This is a genomic window from Lentzea nigeriaca, from assembly GCF_016907955.1.
GTDB lineage: Bacteria > Actinomycetota > Actinomycetes > Mycobacteriales > Pseudonocardiaceae > Lentzea > Lentzea nigeriaca.
The window spans coordinates 122,810-139,546 of the sequence record NZ_JAFBCX010000012.1 but is presented as its reverse complement, the minus strand read 5'-3'; the positions used below and the strand labels follow the sequence as shown (position 1 = coordinate 139,546).

The 16,737-nt window shown below is 67.9% G+C and carries 15 protein-coding genes; 8 read left to right on the top strand and 7 right to left on the bottom strand.

Annotated elements, in window-relative coordinates; translation table 11 throughout:
* Positions 1-19: 19 nt before the first annotated feature.
* Positions 20-1,246 (bottom strand): branched-chain amino acid ABC transporter substrate-binding protein, encoded by a 1,227-nt coding sequence (locus tag JOD27_RS33235; RefSeq protein ID WP_307830472.1) that lies wholly within the window; start codon positions 1,244-1,246, stop codon positions 20-22.
* A 444-nt stretch (positions 1,247-1,690) separates the two neighbouring features.
* On the opposite strand from JOD27_RS33235, the gene JOD27_RS33230 reads away from it, so the two are divergent.
* Entirely contained in the window at positions 1,691-3,109 is a 1,419-nt protein-coding gene (locus JOD27_RS33230; RefSeq protein WP_204766265.1) for a hypothetical protein, read from the top strand.
* Here JOD27_RS33230 and JOD27_RS33225 read toward each other — a convergent pair.
* From JOD27_RS33225 to JOD27_RS33210, 4 genes are all read right to left on the bottom strand, one after another.
* Positions 3,090-3,701: an ANTAR domain-containing response regulator gene (locus JOD27_RS33225; protein ID WP_204766264.1), complete on the bottom strand. Its 612-nt coding sequence runs from the start codon at positions 3,699-3,701 to the stop codon at positions 3,090-3,092. The genes JOD27_RS33230 and JOD27_RS33225 overlap by 20 nt on opposite strands.
* Positions 3,702-3,743: 42 nt before the next feature.
* Positions 3,744-4,562, bottom strand: coding sequence for a hypothetical protein (locus JOD27_RS33220; protein WP_204766263.1), 819 nt, complete (start codon positions 4,560-4,562; stop codon positions 3,744-3,746).
* A 486-nt stretch (positions 4,563-5,048) separates the two neighbouring features.
* Entirely contained in the window at positions 5,049-5,591 is a 543-nt protein-coding gene (locus tag JOD27_RS33215) for a hypothetical protein (RefSeq protein ID WP_204766262.1), read from the bottom strand.
* Between the two features lie 56 nt (positions 5,592-5,647).
* Positions 5,648-6,004, bottom strand: a complete 357-nt coding sequence (locus tag JOD27_RS33210) for a PLDc N-terminal domain-containing protein (RefSeq protein ID WP_204766261.1) — start codon at positions 6,002-6,004, stop codon at positions 5,648-5,650.
* 567 nt (positions 6,005-6,571) lie between these two features.
* Here JOD27_RS33210 and JOD27_RS33205 point away from each other — a divergent pair.
* The 3 genes from JOD27_RS33205 to JOD27_RS33195 are packed head-to-tail and all read left to right on the top strand — an operon-like array spanning position 6,572 to position 10,071.
* Positions 6,572-8,158: a thiamine pyrophosphate-binding protein gene (locus tag JOD27_RS33205; protein WP_204766260.1), complete on the top strand. Its 1,587-nt coding sequence runs from the start codon at positions 6,572-6,574 to the stop codon at positions 8,156-8,158.
* A gap of 28 nt (positions 8,159-8,186) precedes the next feature.
* Positions 8,187-9,566, top strand: a complete 1,380-nt coding sequence (locus tag JOD27_RS33200) for an ArnT family glycosyltransferase (protein ID WP_204766259.1) — start codon at positions 8,187-8,189, stop codon at positions 9,564-9,566.
* Positions 9,567-9,585: 19 nt separating this feature from the next.
* A complete protein-coding gene (locus tag JOD27_RS33195) occupies positions 9,586-10,071 on the top strand; it encodes a mycothiol transferase (protein WP_307830471.1) in 486 nt (161 codons plus the stop codon).
* 9 nt (positions 10,072-10,080) lie between these two features.
* On the opposite strand, the gene JOD27_RS33190 is transcribed toward JOD27_RS33195, so the two are convergent.
* Together JOD27_RS33190 and JOD27_RS33185 are read right to left on the bottom strand one after the other, a co-directional pair.
* On the bottom strand, positions 10,081-10,809 hold the full coding sequence (locus JOD27_RS33190; RefSeq protein WP_204766258.1) for a HEAT repeat domain-containing protein: 729 nt from the start codon (positions 10,807-10,809) through the stop codon (positions 10,081-10,083).
* A 7-nt stretch (positions 10,810-10,816) separates the two neighbouring features.
* The gene (locus JOD27_RS33185; RefSeq protein WP_204766257.1) at positions 10,817-11,734 is read right to left on the bottom strand and encodes a LysR family transcriptional regulator; all 918 of its coding nucleotides are present in this window, start codon (positions 11,732-11,734) and stop codon (positions 10,817-10,819) included.
* Between the two features lie 81 nt (positions 11,735-11,815).
* Here JOD27_RS33185 and JOD27_RS33180 point away from each other — a divergent pair, with 81 nt between their 5' ends.
* From JOD27_RS33180 to JOD27_RS33165, 4 genes are read left to right on the top strand one after another with little or no spacing between them, the layout of a single operon-like run.
* A complete protein-coding gene (locus JOD27_RS33180; RefSeq protein ID WP_204766256.1) occupies positions 11,816-13,300 on the top strand; it encodes an aldehyde dehydrogenase family protein in 1,485 nt (494 codons plus the stop codon).
* Positions 13,281-14,441, top strand: a complete 1,161-nt coding sequence (locus JOD27_RS33175) for an NAD(P)/FAD-dependent oxidoreductase (protein ID WP_204766255.1) — start codon at positions 13,281-13,283, stop codon at positions 14,439-14,441. The genes JOD27_RS33180 and JOD27_RS33175 overlap by 20 nt, the downstream gene beginning before the upstream one ends.
* A gap of 8 nt (positions 14,442-14,449) precedes the next feature.
* Positions 14,450-15,568, top strand: a complete 1,119-nt coding sequence (locus JOD27_RS33170; protein WP_239570012.1) for a Glu/Leu/Phe/Val family dehydrogenase — start codon at positions 14,450-14,452, stop codon at positions 15,566-15,568.
* On the top strand, positions 15,565-16,737 hold the full coding sequence (locus JOD27_RS33165) for a CaiB/BaiF CoA transferase family protein (RefSeq protein WP_204766253.1): 1,173 nt from the start codon (positions 15,565-15,567) through the stop codon (positions 16,735-16,737). The genes JOD27_RS33170 and JOD27_RS33165 overlap by 4 nt, the downstream gene beginning before the upstream one ends.

Sequence of the window (16,737 nt, the reverse complement as noted above, 5' to 3'; positions counted from 1 at the left end):
AATCAGTTATCAGTAGTCGTCAGCCGGAGAACGTGCCGGTCTGAACGTCCTTCCACTTGCCAGAGGTGACCTGGTAGACGGTCAGCACCTTGTTCGTGCTGTCGCCGTACTGGTCGAACTTGACCTCACCCGTGGCGCCGGAGCCGCTGTACTTGCCGACGTTGGTCAGCATGTCCTCTCGCTTGCCCTCGGCCCAGTCACCACCGTTGAGGGTGGCGGCCAGCGCACCGATGATCGCGTTGGCGGCGTCGTAGGAGAACGCACCGTACGCGGCGTAGTCCTCCTTGCCGAACTTCGCCTTGTACGCGTCGACGAAGGCCTTGGCGGTGGCCAGGGACTCGGTCGGGGCACCGACGGAGGTGGCGAGGTCGCCTTCCTTGCCGCCGAGCTCGATGAACTTGCCGTCGAAGATGCCGTCGCCGCCCATCAGCGGAACGTTCAGGCCCGCGCTCGCCATCTGCTTCGACAGCGGGCCGGCGACCGGGTACTCACCGCCGTAGTAGACGGCCTCCGGGGCCAGCGCCTTGATCTTGGAGATGACACCGGAGAAGTCGGTGTCCTTCTCGCCGACCTTCTCGGAGCCGACGATCGTGCCGCCCTTCTTGGCGACCTGCTTCGACAGCTCGGCGGCGAGGCCCTCACCGTAGGTCTTGCCGTCGGTGATGATGGCGATCTTCTTCTTGCCGGCCTTCTCGACGAGGTAGTTGGCCGCGTACGGGCCCTGCAGGTCGTCGGTGGTGCAGACGCGGAAGTAGTTGTCGAACTGGCGCTTCGGGGCGGTGAGGAAGTCGTTGCCCCTGGTCAGCGTCGGGTTCGTGTTGGCAGGCGACACCTGGGGGATCTTCTTGTCCCGCAGGATCGGCTGGACCGTCTGGGCAACCGACGAGTTCAACGTGCCGACGACGCCGATGACGTTCGGGTCGGTCGACAGCTTGGTGGCGGCCTGGGCACCCTTGGCGGGGTTGGCCTCGTCGTCCTGAGCGGACACGGTCAGCTTGTAGCCCTTGACCGTGCACTTCTTGTTCGCCTCGTCCACCGCGAGCTCGGCGGACTGCTTGATGCCGATGCCGAGAGCGGACAGGTTCCCGGACAGCGGGGCGACAACACCGACGGTCAGAGTGCCCTTCGACGTGTCGCAGCTGCCCCCGTTGTTGCCGCTCGACTCATTCTTGTTCGAGCCACAGGCTGCAAGAACAAGCAGCGCTGCGCCGACAATCGCTGCGGACTTCACAGAGTGCTTACGCACGTGATGTCCCTCCTCTATCCCTGCTCCCGGCGACGCGAGTTCTCCGCGCACCGCTCCATGACCCTCTCCTGAGGGATGGCCGGAACCTAGGCGATGACTGTGACCGCAGTCATCAACGCCAATGGGCTCGTGACCATAACGCAACGCGGCGTTATGTTTTCCTTAAGGGATCTTACATACCGTAACCTTCGTTCACTCTTTGGACGCCTGTCATAGCGTGGACGTATGACTCCGCGTCATCGGGTGATCGCTTCGGTAGGTATGGCCGCCGTGCTCGTCGCAGCGGTCCTGGCACTGCGCCAGACCGATGACGCTGCCAAGAAGCCCAGCTCAGAGGTAGTTCGACTGACACGTTACGCGGCGGATTCCGTCAAGTTACCGGCTCAACCGGCGGCACCTCTTCCGCCGTCCTCCGTCTGGAGCAGTGACGGCAGACTCCAATGGGTGCCAGTGGACGGCGCGTCCGGGTACGAGGTGTTCGGCAGGCTTGTGGCATCGCCCGAGATCAGCGGGTCCGGACGTGCCGACGTGCGGGCCGTGGACGCGTTCGGCCAGCGCTCGCTGCCGGCCCGGGCCGAGGAACGCCCTGGTGACGACACGTGGCGCAGAGCTTTCGTCGGGTGGATGGACGAATTCGACGACACGTTCCTGAACCGGCGGTATCACCTGAGTGGGCGCCCCGGATGTGTGAACCCCGGCTCCGGATCCAGTGGCCGGCTCGTGATCGACATGCCGTGCGGGAACGACACGGCCGTGTTGCGCGCACGGCCGCTGCTGCAGCTGACCGAGTCGGACGAGCTCGGCCGGGTGGCCGTGGTGACGGACGCCGCGGGGCCACGCGGAAAGCTCGTGCTGGATCTGGTGCCGGGAACTCCCGACCGGGTCGGGCCCATTCCTCCCGCTGATGCGATTCGAGTGGTGGTGGACGACTCCGTCTCACCTGGCACCCGCGGCGCGGGCGTTCTGCATCGATTCGAAGTGGTGCTGACACGATCGGGTGTGCGCGTGTTGCAGGACGGCACGCAAATCGCGACCTCACCTGCCGTGCCGCAGTGGCGCGAGGCGAGCGTGCTGATCGGACTCACACCTCCGCCCAGTTATCCCGGACGGGTGGAACTCGACATGGTCGGCATGAGCGCGTCTCTGCCGCCGCCGACCGGTGTGACCGAGACACCGCTGGTAGCGGGGACGTTGCGCGTGCTGGAACCCGATGAGGAGGCGCCGGGCATTGGCGTGGCGCGCGCTCCGTTGCGTGGAGCCGCATCAGCCCGATTGCGGGCCACGGTGCGATTGGGCGACGGCGGCGACGTGAACGGCTTGGTCGCCCAGCTCGGTTCGGAGCGGGTGCCGTTGCGGCCGGTGGTGAGCGGCTGGTCGGGAGCGCAGGACAACGAGCTGACCGTCGCCGGCGACCTGCCCGCGTCGTTGCTGGACCGGTCCGGCCCCGACTCGCTGACGCCGTTCGTGCTGCGGATGCCCGGCGCGTCGCAGGCCCAGGTGCTGGAGAGCTACCTGGAGGTGCCGGGCGAGTCGGAGGAGAAGCTGCCGGACATGCCCGACGAACCGGCGCCGGTCCTGCCCGTGATGACCGCCGAGTTCGTCGCTGTGACCCCGACCGAGGCGACGCTGGTGGTGACGCTGGACGCCGCGACCGCGCGATCGGTTGCGCCGATAGCAGGTTTCGAGGTGTACCTCGACAGCGGCCACGTCGCGACCGTGCCGATGCCCGGCGGGATCGGGGGCAGGCACGAGCTCCAGCTCTCGCTGAAGGGCAACCACAGCGTCGAAGTCCGCCTGCGGCCCGAGAACCCGGACGCGCAGACGGACTCCGTGTGGCTCGAACTCAGCCGAAGTTCTCGATGACGGCCTCTGCGACGGCCTTCATCGTCGTGCGGCGGTCCATGGCGGTGCGCTGCACCCACCTGAACGCCTCCGGCTCGCTCAGACCCTGCTTGGTCATGAGAATGCCCTTGGCCCGTTCCACGACCTTGCGGGTCTCGAGGCGCTCGGTCAGCCCGGCGACCTCCTGCTCTAGGGCCGCGAGCTCGCTGAACCGGCTCATCGCGAGCTCGATCGCGGGAACCAGGTCCCGCTTCGCGAACGGCTTGACCAGGTAGGCCATCGCACCTGCGTCCCTCGCCCGTTCGACCAGGTCTCGCTGGCTGAACGCGGTGAGGATCACGACCGGCGCGATCCGGTTGCCCGCGATGTGCTGAGCCGCCTCGATCCCGTCGACCTTGGGCATCTTGACGTCCAGGATCACCAGGTCGGGGTTGAGCTCGGTCGCGAGTTTGATGGCCTCTTCACCATCTGCGGCCTCACCCGCCACCTCGTAGCCCTCTTCGCGCAGCATCTCGACGAGGTCGAGACGGATCAACGCCTCGTCCTCGGCGACCAGTACGCGAGGAGCCTTGCGCGTGGCTTCGGACTGGGCCTCGGCAGCCTGCTGGGTCACCGGGGTCCTCCTGACGATCGTTCCTGCGGGCGAAAGCGCAGTCTACCGGCGTGCAGGCCCCTGATCAGGCTCACCAGCCGTGACGGCAGACACGAACTCCTCAGGCCACGGATAGGTCCGCATGGCCTCGTCGACGTCCCGAGCGGGCGGTTCGGTGCGACGCAGCGTGATGTCGAGGGTGGTGCCGAACTGCGGGTGGGCGAGCTTCGCCCTGATCTCGTCCTCGGCCGGTCCGCCCGGCCACTCGACGAACCACCCCGCGCCCATGGGAAGTGCTCGCAACCAGCTCGCGTCATGCCATAGGTGTACCCGGCGCAGGAGAGCGCTCCCAGTGGCCGCTTCGGCAACGGCTTCATCAGTGCCACCGCCGTCGACGTACTCGACCCCGCGGAACTCGTGCATCCAGCGCACGTACCGCATGCCCAGGTCCCAAGCCCCTTCGTCCACACCGGCGAGCACCACCGCCGCGTCCGGAGTCGCCAGCTCGGCCGAACGCCGGTACTGCCGGTGCGTCAGACCCGCGACACCCATGCCGTAACCGGCCTCGGTCCGCGGCAGCAGCTCGAACAGCAACGGCCCCAGCGCCCGGTCACCGAGGTGCAGCCTCGGGATCTCCCCCGGCTCCACTGTCCGGAACGCGTGAGCGGGCCGGATGATGCTCGCCGGCGGCATCAACTGGAGCGTGCTGGCCGCGGTGCAGCCCGCCAGCAGCACCTTGGCCTCCAGCTGCCGTTGCGCCTCGGTGGTCGCGTCGGGCAGCAGCTCCCCGTCGCGCACGGCGGGCACCGCCTGGGACAGGTTCTCGCCCGTGTAGGCGCGCCGCAGATCGGCGAGCTGGTCCGTGATGGACAGACGTGCCATGACAGCAGTCCTCGTTTCCGCCGCCCGGCTCGGCACGACAAGGACGCATGTGTCACGCGTCTACGTGGTCGGTTCGCTTCGGTGAGCAGGAGTTGCTGAACACTGCGGCGGAGTTCGCCGCTCACTGCCGGGGAGCGGCTCCAGCCTCACGTCTGCTCGGACGCCGACGACCACGTTACCGGACCAGCACAGCGTTTTTCCCCAAGCGGCTGGCCCTAGTAGCGAGTCGCAGCTATCTCTTGGGATGTGGCAGTGAGAGTGATGCCGGCAGGCAGCCGCGCTTCGATCATGAAGATCGCGCTCTCATGGCTGCCAACTGCACGGTGGGCAGCAGTTGGGGTGATCAGCAAACGTTTGCGTCAGCATTTCTCTACCGCCAACTCGGCAGCGACGTGCATGAGAGCGCGACCATCCGGGCTTTCGGAGACGAGCACCAGACCGCCTCCTGCCCGACTCAACGGAGCACAACCAAGCCGCGACGCTCTACTAGTCCGCACCCACGATCAGCTTGTACTTGACGTCGACCTCTTTGCCGCCCGCCGAACCGCGGATGACCAGCTCGTACTCACCGGACGCGGGCGGGTTGATCCACGCGTACAGGCCGCAGCCGACCGAGTTGACCCTGCCCGCCTGGGCACCGAACGGGTTGCCCGCACGCGCCTCGTAGGTGAAGGGCGTCGCGGACACCCTCGTCAACGCCTGCGTGGAGCCGTCCAGGAGCACCTCGCCCTGGGCGCCCTTCATGAATCTCTCGCACTCGGCCACGTCGCTCGCGAGGTTCACGGCCGGAGCGAGCAACGGCTTGGAGGCCGGGACCCGGCACTGCCGCTCGACCGGTCCCTCGCCGAGCGACCCTGCGAGCAGCCAGACCTCGACGGGCTGGTCGCGCATGCAGAACCGGCCGGAGGTGTCGGACACGGGGTTGCTGTTGACGGGCTGGGAAGCCCACGTCCACCAGCGCGCCTGGAACTCGCCCGGCGCCAGCTTGTCCGATGTGGACGTTTGCGGTGCTGTCTGTGGGGCCGCCATCTGCGCATTGCCTCCGCAACCGGCGAGCAGAACAACTAAGAACAGCAGGACTTTCCTCACTGGTTCTCGCGTCCCTTGCGTCGTTGTTCCTCCGCGCGCTCACGGCAGCGGCGCAGGAACTCCTCGTCGTCGTCAGGATTGGTGGCCGCGAACCGCCCCGGCCGGTTGTACTCGGGAAAGTCGGCGGCATCGCGCTCGTACGCCCCGAGCCGCGCACGTCCGGTCCCCACCACCGGACGACCCGCCACGAGCCACGCGATCGAACCCACCAACGGGAACAGCAGGACCAGGAGAAGCCAGAGCATCTTCGGCAGATTGCGCACCGAACCTTCGTCGGTCGTGATGACATCCACGACAGCGAAGATCGTCAGCAGCAACGTCACCACTCCGAACAGCCCACCGAAGTACAGCATCTCCTACCCCCAGGTCGTGCGGTCGCGCACATCGTGGCACAAGGGGCCACTCCGTGAACATGGTTGGCCCTTCAATCACCCCGGCCCATTCCGGTAGTGGTGAACCTTCCCGAAACAAAACCCGTTACTCCGCGCTAACACGGCCCCCTTTTCCGCCATTGGAGACTGGGGTGGGCCCAGACCGTCCCAGCAGGTCGGAGCGGGACCCTCGTTGGTCGCGCCACTCCGCCGACAGGTCCATCGCCGTGGTCCGACCTGCCCAACGAAATCACTCTCCAGGGTGAAGCGCTCGCCGACGAGACCGAATTTTCCGAGCTTCCCCGGATTCCGTTCAGGTCGATTCGCAGGTGCTTTCCGAGCCACTCCTCAGCCTCGTTGTCTCCATGCGCCGAACCGGTATCCGCACCGGGTTGCGGAATTCGCAACCTCTCCGCCTGGCCGAACAATGGACACGTTCCGGTCACGACGCCCAGGTCGGTCAACCCGCAGTGACGTGTTCTGACGCTGAGCACCAGACCTGCTGCACACCTGTTGCCCAGGCCGTAAGCAGGCCTTAGCGTCGGCCGCATGCCCAAGGGTGCCGAGAGCTTGCTGGACGTGCTGGCCGCGCACGAGGTGGAGGTCGTGTTCGGCCTGCCCGGCGTGCACAACCTCGCCATCTGGGAGGCGCTCGAGAAGCACAAGAGCATCCGCATGATCGGGGTGCGCCACGAACAGACGGCCGTCTACGCGGCTGATGGCTACGCACGGGCGACGGGCAAGCTCGGCGTGGCGATCGTGACGACCGGGCCTGGTGCGGCGAACACGCTCGGCGCGACCGGTGAGGCGTGGGCGTCGGGCAGTCCTGTGCTCGTCGTCGCCACGAACATCCCGTCGACGCTTCGGCAGCCCGGCGTGTACCGGGGTGTGCTGCACGAGACGCGGGACCAGAAGGCAATGTTCGGACCGGTCACCAAGGCGGCGTTCGACGTGCCGGACGCGCAGGAAGTGGGCGCGTACACCGACAAGGCCGTTCAGGCGGCCGCGCAGAGCCCGCACGGGCCGGTTTATCTCGGTGTGCCAACGGATTTCCTGTCGGCCGAGGTGCCACACCACACGCCGGCGAAGGCCGAGCGGTCCCACGTCGTTCCCGACCTCGCCGAGGCAGAAGAGCTCATCGCTCGGGCACAACGGCCGTTGATCTGGGCGGGCGGCGGTGCGGCGCGGTCCGGGGCCGGTGCCGCGGTAGGAGCCTTGGCTGACAAGCTCAGTGCGCCGATCATCACCACGTACGGGGCTCGGGGGTTGACGGACAGCCGGTACGTCGTGAAGGGGCCCGTGCACGCGCCACCGGTCGGGAGGTTGTGGGACGAGGCTGATCTGGTGATCGCGATCGGCACGGACTTCGACGGCATGATGACGCAGAACTGGTTGCAGCCCAAGCCACCCACGTTGCTGGCGATCAACGTCGACAAGGCCGAGGCGAACAAGAACTACCCCGCGGACGTCACGATCGAAGGCGACGCGGCGGCGGTCACCGAGGCACTCGCGGCCAAGGTGGTCGACAAGGAAGCTGTCGTCGACGTCGAAGCCGTCAACGCGGAAGTCCGGGCTTTCGCCGAGGCGGACTCCCCCGAGGCCGTGAAACTGTTGCAGGCACTCGAAGGCGAGACAGCCACGATCGTCGCCGACATGTGCATCCCCGGCTACTGGATCGGCGGCTTCCACCACGTCACCAAACCCCGCGGGCTGGCGTACCCGGTCGGGTGGGGAACGCTCGGCTTCGGCTTTCCGGCGGCGATCGGGGCCGCGTTCGCGGGACGGACGATCGCGGTGGTCGGCGACGGCGGGTTCCTGTTCGCGTGCGGGGACCTGGCGACGTTGAGGCAGGAGAACCTGCCGCTGACGATCGTGCTCGTCGACGACGGTGGGTACGGCATGCTCCGGTACGACCAGCAGATCGCCGGTCACGCCATCAGCGGAGTGGATCTCACGCGGCCCGACTTCGCGAAGCTCGCGGAGAGCTTCGGGATTCCGGCGGTCACGCTCGACGGCTTCGACGGGCTGCGGGAGGCGTTGGACAACGCCAACGGTCCCACCATGATCGTGGTCAACGCGGGCCTCACGCCGCCCGTCAGCACGTCACCTCGCTGGTATCGCAAAAAGACCACTTGATCAAAGGGTGTCTCGGTACGGTCCCGCCATGAGACGTGGGCTGGGGATCGTGCTCGCTGTGCAGGCAGTGGTGCTGACCGCGTTGTCGGGACGGTACGGGTTCCACCGGGACGAGCTGTACTTCGTCGCGGCGGGGAAACGGCCCGACTGGGGCTATGTCGACCAGCCGCCGATCACGCCGATCCTCGCCCGTGTCGGCACGGAGGTGTTCGGCGAGACGCCGGTCGGGCTTCGGGTGATCGCCACGCTGCTCGCGCTCGCCATCACGGTCGTGGTCGCGTTGATCGCGGAGGAGTTGGGCGGTGGCGCGGTGTTCGCCGCCGCGGCATCGGCGACGTCGACGTTCGTGCTCGCGGTCAGCCACATGTTGTCCACGGCCACCGTCGACCTGTTGATCTGGGTGCTCCTCGGGTACTTCGCGATCAGGCTGCTGAAGACGCGCGACGGACGTTGGTGGCTCGCGCTCGGCGCGGCCGCCGGCATCGGCCTGGCGAACAAGTGGCTGGTGCTCCTGCTGCTGGCCGCGCTGGCGATGGCGTTGCTCGTCACCGGCCCGAGGGACGTGTTCCGCACCTGGTGGCTGCCCGCCGGGCTGGCGGTGTGCGCGGTGATCGCCGCCCCGGTCGTGGTGTGGCAGGCGCGGCACGGCTTCCCGTTGCTCACGGTCGCACGCGGCATCAGCGAGGACGACGGCGCCGAGAACCGCATCATGTTCGTTCCCATGCAGTTCCTTTTGCTGGCACCGTTCCTCGTCCCGGTGTGGGTGGTCGGGTTCCGGAACCTGTGGCGCGACAAGACGTTCCGTTCGCTGGCCTTGGCCTACCCGATCCTCTGCGCGCTGACGCTCATCACAGGCGGCAAGCCCTACTACGCGATACCGCTGTTGCTGGTGCTGATGGCGGCGGGTGCACGCCAGGCGCAGGAATGGTTGTCGCGCCGCAAGGTGATCGGCGGTGTGCTCGTGGTGCTGAGCGTGGTTCCCGCGGTGATCGGATCGCTGCCGGTCCTGCCGCCGAGCGCGCTCGGTCCCGTCCTCGCGATCAACCCGGAACAGGGCGAGCAGGTCGGCTGGCGCGAGTTCGCCGCCACCGTCCAGCAGGCGTGGCTGCAGAACGACCGCCCCGTCGTGATCACGAGCAACTACGGCCAGGCCGGCGCGGTCGAGGCGTACACCCAGATCCCTGTCTACTCCGGACACATGTCCTTCTACGACTGGGGACCCCCGGAGACGACCAGCAAGAAGGTGCTGCTCGTCGGGTTCACCCACCCTTCGTTCACGGGCTGCAAGCGTGTCGCCCAGCACCGCAACGTCGTGGAGAACGAAGAAGACGGCACGGAGATGTGGGCGTGCAACGCGCCCACGCAATCATGGAACGACATCTGGCCGAAGCTCCGCCATTACTACTGAGGGCTGACAGAATCGCCCGGTGACCCGAACCTGGCCCGCGAACCTCGCGACCGACGAAGGCGTGCTCGCCTGGGAGTTCCTCGACTTCCTCCGCAAGACCGCGGTGATGAAGGTCGACGGGCTGACCCGCGACCTGGCAGCGGCCGCGCCGATCGCGACGTCGCCGAGGCTCACCGCGCTCGGCGTGCTCAAGCACCTGGTCGCGGTGGAGCGGTACTGGCTGTGCATCGCGGGTGCGGGTCTGGACCTGCCGTCGCTGTGGAAGGGCGATCCGGATCCGTCGTGGGACCTCACCGACGACGACACGCCTGAGTCGCTGATCCAGGCGTACCGCGCCGAGTGGGTCAACGCTGAGGCGTTGAAGCAGCGCGCCCCCGCCGACAGCGCGGCCGACGAAGGGTTCACCGTCCGCTGGATCCTCGCCCACGTGACACAGGAGACCGCACGACACGTCGGCCATCTCGATCTGCTGCGCGAGCTCGCGGACGGGCAGACCGGCGAATAGCCGCCCGCGTCACTCCTCGCCGGGCCAGAGCGGGACCAGCGGTGCGACCACGCCGTCGAGGGCGTTGTCGACGATCGCCCCGGCCAGCGGCATGAGCGTGGCGCGGGAACACCGCAGGCGCTCGCGCAGTGCCGGGAGCGCCAGCGCGGCGGCGGCCTGCTCGATCACCTCCTGACGGTCGTGTTGCAGGCACCTCGCCAACGCCTCGGCTGCCGAGCCGATCTCGACGCCGGACTTCGCGAGCCGCCGGACCGCGGCCGCCGCTTCGGTGCGGATCCACCACTTCGGGTCGCGCAGGCGGCCGATGACCGGCGGCAGGGCGGCCGGGTCCGCCGTGTCACCCAGCGCCGTGACGGCGATCTGCCGGCGCGTCGCCAGCCAGTGCGTGGCGTCCGGCGTGATGTGGTCGACCGGATTCGCGTTGCGCAGCCTGGTGATGCCGTAGAGCCACACCCACGGACTCCGGTACACCTCGTGGCCGAGCCGGCGGCGGATCGGCCCGTCGGCCGCCTCGTAGAAGTGGCGGAGTGCGTAGTCCGGGTCGCGGTCCGGATCGCGCTCCGCCAGCACCCGGCAGAGCAGCGGGCGCGCCGGGCCCGCGTCGGCGAGGCTGTCGAGGATGATTTCCTCGACGCCCGGTTCGGTGCTGTCGATCAGAATTCTGATGTGCGCACGAAGATCCGGCGAATCCGAGTCCCGGATCCCAGCCAGCGCCCCATCGCTGCCGAGTTCCCCCATTTCCCCATCATGGCTGATTTATGTAGCCGCCCACAGCGTTTTGGCAAACTTCTTGGAGAGCGTTTACCGCATCGCGCAGCAACGGGTTCGTATTCGCGGTGCGGTGGACGACGTGCACGTGCCTGCGCAACGGCTTGTGACGCAACGGCATTGCGTGCGTGCCCGGTAGCGCTTTGTAGCCGAGCGCGGGCACCAGCGCGACGCCGACCCCGGCCGCCACGAGCGACTGGACGACCTCATAGTCGTTGCTTCGGAAAGCAATTCTCGGGGCGAACCCCGAAGCCGCGCACAGACGCGTGAGACAAGTGGCACCGGAGGTTCCGTCGCGCGACGCGATCCAGCGTTCGTCTTTGAGATCTTCGATTTTGACGTTGTTCTTCGCCGCCGGATGATCGACCGGAACCATCACCAGCAGCGACTCGTCCAGCAACGGCAGCACCGTGAGTTCTTCCGGCCAGGTCTGCGGGACGAGGTCGTACGCGTACACCAGCGCCAGGTCCAGCTCGCCGGTCAGCACGAGCGGCAGCACGTCCTCCGGCTCGGCCTCGTCCAGGAGGATCTCGGCGTCCGGCAGGTCGGCGGAGAGCTTGGCGAGCGCCTTCGGCACGAGCCTCGAGCTGGCCGTGGGGAACGTGCCGACGCGCAGGCGGCCACTCAGGCCCTGCACCATCGCCTTGACCTCGTGCTCGAACCCGTCGAACGCGGCGAGCAGTTCGCCGCCGCGGTCGGCGATCAGCAGAGCCGCGCTGGCGGGCCTGATCGAGTGCGCCTCGCGTTCGAAGAGCGTCACGCCGACAGCCCGCTCGAACGCCGAGATCTGCTGCGAGACCGCCGACGACGTGTAGCCGAGACGGCGGGCCGCCTCGGCGAACGAACCCGTCTTCACGACCTCGACGAGCGTGCGGAGATGTACCGGGTTGAGCACCAGGACAGCTTATGCTCGACGTCGGGAGGTTTCATTCTGCAACCCCTGGCGGAACGACCCTGCACCTACCAGGGTGGGGTCATGCCCTATGTCTCCACGAACCCGTCGAACACCTCCGACGTGGTCACCGAGATCGAGCTCGGGACCAGCCGCACCTTCGTCGACGCAGCAGAGCGGGCGAAGGCGGCACAGCGCGCGTGGGCGCGCGTGCCCGCGCCCGTGCGTGGACAGGTCATCGGCAACATCGGCAGGCTCGTCGAGGCGAACTTCGAGCCACTCGCCCAGCTGGTGACCCGCGAGATCGGCAAGCCGATCGCGGAGGCACGCGGCGAGGTGCAGGAGATCGTGGACACCTGCAACTTCTTCGTCGGCGAGGGCAGGCGCCTCTACGGGCACACCGTGCCGTCGGAGATGGCGGACAAGCAGCTCTTCACCTTCCGCAACCCGGTCGGCGTCGCGGCCATCATCACCGCCGGCAACTTCCCCGTCGCCGTGCCGTCCTGGTACATCGTGCCCGCGCTGCTGTGCGGCAACTCGGTCGTGTGGAAGCCCGCCGAGTACTCCGCCGCCTCCGCCCAGGCCTTCTACGACGTCTTCCAGGCCGCCGGCATCCCGGACGGCGTGTTCGAGATCGTCTTCGCCGAGGGGTCGGAGACGTTCAACGGCCTGGAGCAGGCGCTGCAGCGAGGTCTGGTCGACAAGGTCGGCTTCACCGGCTCCAGCGAGGTCGGTGTGCGGATCGGCGAGCTCTGCGGACGCCACCTCCAGACGCCGTGCCTGGAGCTGGGCGGCAAAAACCCCATGGTCGTCACCGAGGACGCCGACCTCGACCTGGCCGTGCAGGGCGCGCTGTTCGCCGGCTTCGGTTCCGCGGGCCAGCGGTGCACCTCGCTCGGCACGGCCATCGTGCACGAGTCGGTGTACGACGAGTTCCTGTCCCGGTTCGTCGAAGCCGTGTCCGGCGCCACCGTGGGCGACCCGACCGGCGATGTCCTCTATGGACCGTTGCTGGACGAGAAGTTCGCTCTGGCGTACGAGAAGTACCTCGGCTGGATCGGCGAGCACCACACGGTGCACGGCCCGACCGGCCGCATCACGGCTGCCAGCCCTCGCAACGGCTTCACTGGTGAGAACGGCTTCTTCTACCACCCCGCAATCGTTTCCGGTGTGCGCGCCGACGACGAACTGTTCCTGCAGGAGACGTTCGGCCCGATCGTCGGCGTCATGAAGTACTCGGACCTGGACGAGGCGATCGAGCTCGGCAACAAGCCGGGCTACGGCCTGTCGTGCTCGATCTACACCACGGACCCGAACAAGGCCTTCCGGTTCCGCGCCGGCATCTCCGCCGGCATGGTGAGCGTCAACAACTCGACGTCCGGGGCCGAAGCGCACCTGCCGTTCGGCGGCAACGGCAAGAGCGGCAACGGCTCCCGGCAGTCGGGCGTGTGGGTGCTCGATCAGTTCACCCGCTGGCAGTCCATGAACTGGGACTACTCCGGGAAGCTGCAGAAGGCGCAGATGGACACGCTCGCGATCGAGGCGAACCTTGACTTCCGCCTCGCCTGAGCTGCCTTCTCAGGCCGAGGTCGTCGTCATCGGCGGCGGGGTGATCGGCACATCCATTGCCTTTCACCTCGCCGAGGCAGGCGTCCGGGATGTCGTTGTCGTGGAGCGGGATGAGCTGGGGTCCGGCTCCACCTGCAAGGCAGCGGGTGGAGTGCGCGCCCAGTTCTCCGACGAACTGAACATCAGGCTCGGCGCCCGATCACTCGAAGCGTTCCAGCGCTTTGGGCAGCGGCCCGGGCAGGAGATCGATCTGCACCAGGTCGGCTATCTGTTCCTCCTTTCTTCTCGCGAACACGTCACGGCGTTCGAGCGCAACGTCGACCTCCAGAACTCCCTCGGCGTACGCAGTCGCATGCTGACTGTCGAGGAAGCTCGGCGGATGTCTCCGCTGATCGAAACGGACGGCCTGCTCGCGGCGACCTTCTCGCCGGACGACGGACACTGCACTCCTGAGTCCGTGGTCCTCGGCTATGCCACCGCGGCCCGCCGATTCGGTGTCCGTTTCCACACCAGAACCACCGTGAGATCGATCGTAGGGACGGGGTCTGACACTTTTCGCGTCCAGACCGACCGCGGCGAGGTTTCGACGGGGAATCTGGTCTGCGCGGCGGGCGCGTGGTCGCGGTCGATCGGCGAGATGGTGGGCGTTGACCTGCCGGTTTCTCCCCTGCGGCGACAGATCATGTTCACCGAACCCATGCCCGAGCTACACGATCGGGTGACGCCCTTCACCATCGACTTCGACAGCACCTTCTACTTCCACCGCGAGGGCCGCGGGTTGCTGTTCGGCATGTCCGACCCGGACGAGACGCCGGGCTTCAAGCTGGACGTGTCCGACGCGTGGCTGCCGCGTCTGACGTCCGCGATCTCCCGGCGGGCGCCACGGTTGCTGGACGTGGGCGTGCGCAACGGCTGGGCGGGGCTGTACGAGGTGACGCCCGACCACAACGCGCTGATCGGTTCGGCCGGCCGTTTCTTCTACGCCACCGGATTCTCCGGACACGGCTTCCTGCAGGGCCCCGCGGTCGGCGAGGTCGTGCGCGACCTCGTGCTCGGCCGCGAGCCCTTCGTCGACGTGTCCAGTTTGGACGCCTCCCGGTTCGCCGCCGACCAGGCGCGGCCGGAACTCAACTGCGTGTGAGGATGCTGATGGACGTTCTCCAGCTCATGGACGAGTGGGGGCCTGAGAAGGTCGTCTGCGTGTCCGACCGGCGCACGGGCATGAAGGGTGTGCTCGTCATCGACAACACCGCGCGCGGCATGGGCAAGGGCGGCACGCGGATGAGCCCCGGCGTGACCGTCGCGGAGATCGCCCGCCTCGCGCGCGTGATGACGTGGAAGTGGGCCGGGGTCGACCTGTTCTTCGGCGGGGCGAAGGCGGGGATCGTGTTCGATCCTTCTTCTCCCGACAAGGAAGCGGCGCTGCGGGCGTTCGCGCGCAAGCTCTCCAACGAGGTGCCGCGCGAGTACGTGCTCGGCCTCGACATGGGCCTCACCGAACGGGACGCCGCGATCGTCCAGGACGAACTGTCGGACCGCGGCGCTATGATGGGCGCACCGGCTCAACTCGGCGGGCTTCCGTACGACGAGCTGGGCGTCACCGGGTTTGGCGTGGCCGAGGTGGCGGACGAACTGATGCCGTTGCACGGCAAGCGTGTCGCGATTCAAGGGTTCGGCGCGGTCGGTGCCGCGGCGGCCCGACGCTTCACCGAACTCGGTGCTGTTGTCGTCGCCGTGTCGTCGGTGCACGGCGCGTTGGTCGATCCCGACGGCCTGGATGTGGCACGGCTGCTGGACTTGCGGGCGTCGTCCGGTGATCTCGCGGTCAAGGAGTACGGCCCGGTTCAGGCGCTGGGCGCCGAACTCCGGGTGCCCTGCGACGTGCTGGTGCCTGCCGCGCTGCAGGACGTGATCGACGCGGACCTCGCCGGAGAACTCGACACCACTCTGGTGGTCGAGGGAGCGAACCTGCCGACTTCCGCTGCGGCGCAAGAGGTGCTGGCGGCGCGCGGGGTCACGGTCGTGCCGGACTTCATCGCGAACGCCGGCGGCGTGGTCGCGGCGGCGTTCGGCATGGACGCGCGGTACTCACCGTTCCCGGTGAATCCCGCGACGGTGCTGGACGCGGTGTCGCAGAAGCTGAGGGCGAACGCTGCCCACATCGTCGTGGAAGCCCGAAACCGCGGCACCACAACACATGTGGCCGCGCGCGAGCTGGCGCAGGAACGCGTGCTGGCCGCGATGAAGCTGCGGGGACGCGTCGCATGAGCCCGCTCGACGGCGTCGCGAACAAGGCGGCCCAGGCACAGGAAGGCGTGGCAGGTGAGGCGGAACAGCCTGCGCCCAGTCGCGCAAGCTCGCTCGACGGCGTGGTGATCGCGGACTTCAGCCGCGTGCTGGCCGCACCGTACGCCACGATGATGCTGGGCGACCTCGGCGCCGAGGTGATCAAGGTCGAGCAGCCCGGCCGTGGCGACGAGACCCGCACGTGGGGGCCGCCGCACTTCGAGGGCGAGGCGACGTACTTCCTGTCCGTCAACAGGAACAAGACGTCCGTGCAGATCGACCTGTCCACGCAGGCGGGCCGGGTGCAGGCGCGCGAGCTCATCGCGCGTGCGGACGTGGTGGTGGAGAACTTCAAACCGGGCACCATGAAGAAGTTCGGGCTGGACTACGAGTCGTTGGGGCGTGACGACCTGGTCTACTGCTCGATCTCGGGGTTCGGCTCGGGCAAGGGCGCGGACCTGCCCGGCTACGACCTGCTCGCGCAGGCCGTGGGCGGCCTGATGAGCGTGACCGGGCCTGGACCGTATGAGCCGGTGAAAACCGGTGTGGCACTGGTCGACGTGCTCACCGGGTTACACGCGTGCGTCGGCATCCTGGCGGCGTTGCGGCACCGGGACGCGACCGGGCTGGGGCAGCTCGTCGAGCTGGACCTGCTGTCGGTGTTGTTGTCCAGCATGGTGAACCAGAGCGCGGGCTTCACGCTGGCGGGCTCGATCCCGAAGCCGATGGGCAACCGGCACCCGTCGATCGCGCCGTACGAGGTGTTCCAGACGGCCGACCAGCCGATCGTGCTCGCAGTGGGCAACGACCGGCAGTTCCGCCGGCTGTGCTCGGTGCTGGACGTGCCGGAGCTGGCCACGGACGAGCGGTTCGCGACGAACTCCGCGAGGGTCGAACACGTCGACGAGCTGTTCGAGGCGCTGTCGACGCAGCTGCGGGCGCGTCCGGCGCAGCACTGGTTCGAAACCCTGACGCCGCTGGGCGTTCCGTGCGGTCCGGTGAACGACATCGCGCACGCGTTCGCGCTGGCGGAGTCGCTGGATCTCAACCCCACCGCGACGATCGGCGACATGACGCTCGTCGCGAACCCCATCCGCCTGTCGCGCACGCCGGTAAGCTACCGGCTGCGCCCGCCGAAGCTGGAGCAGTGA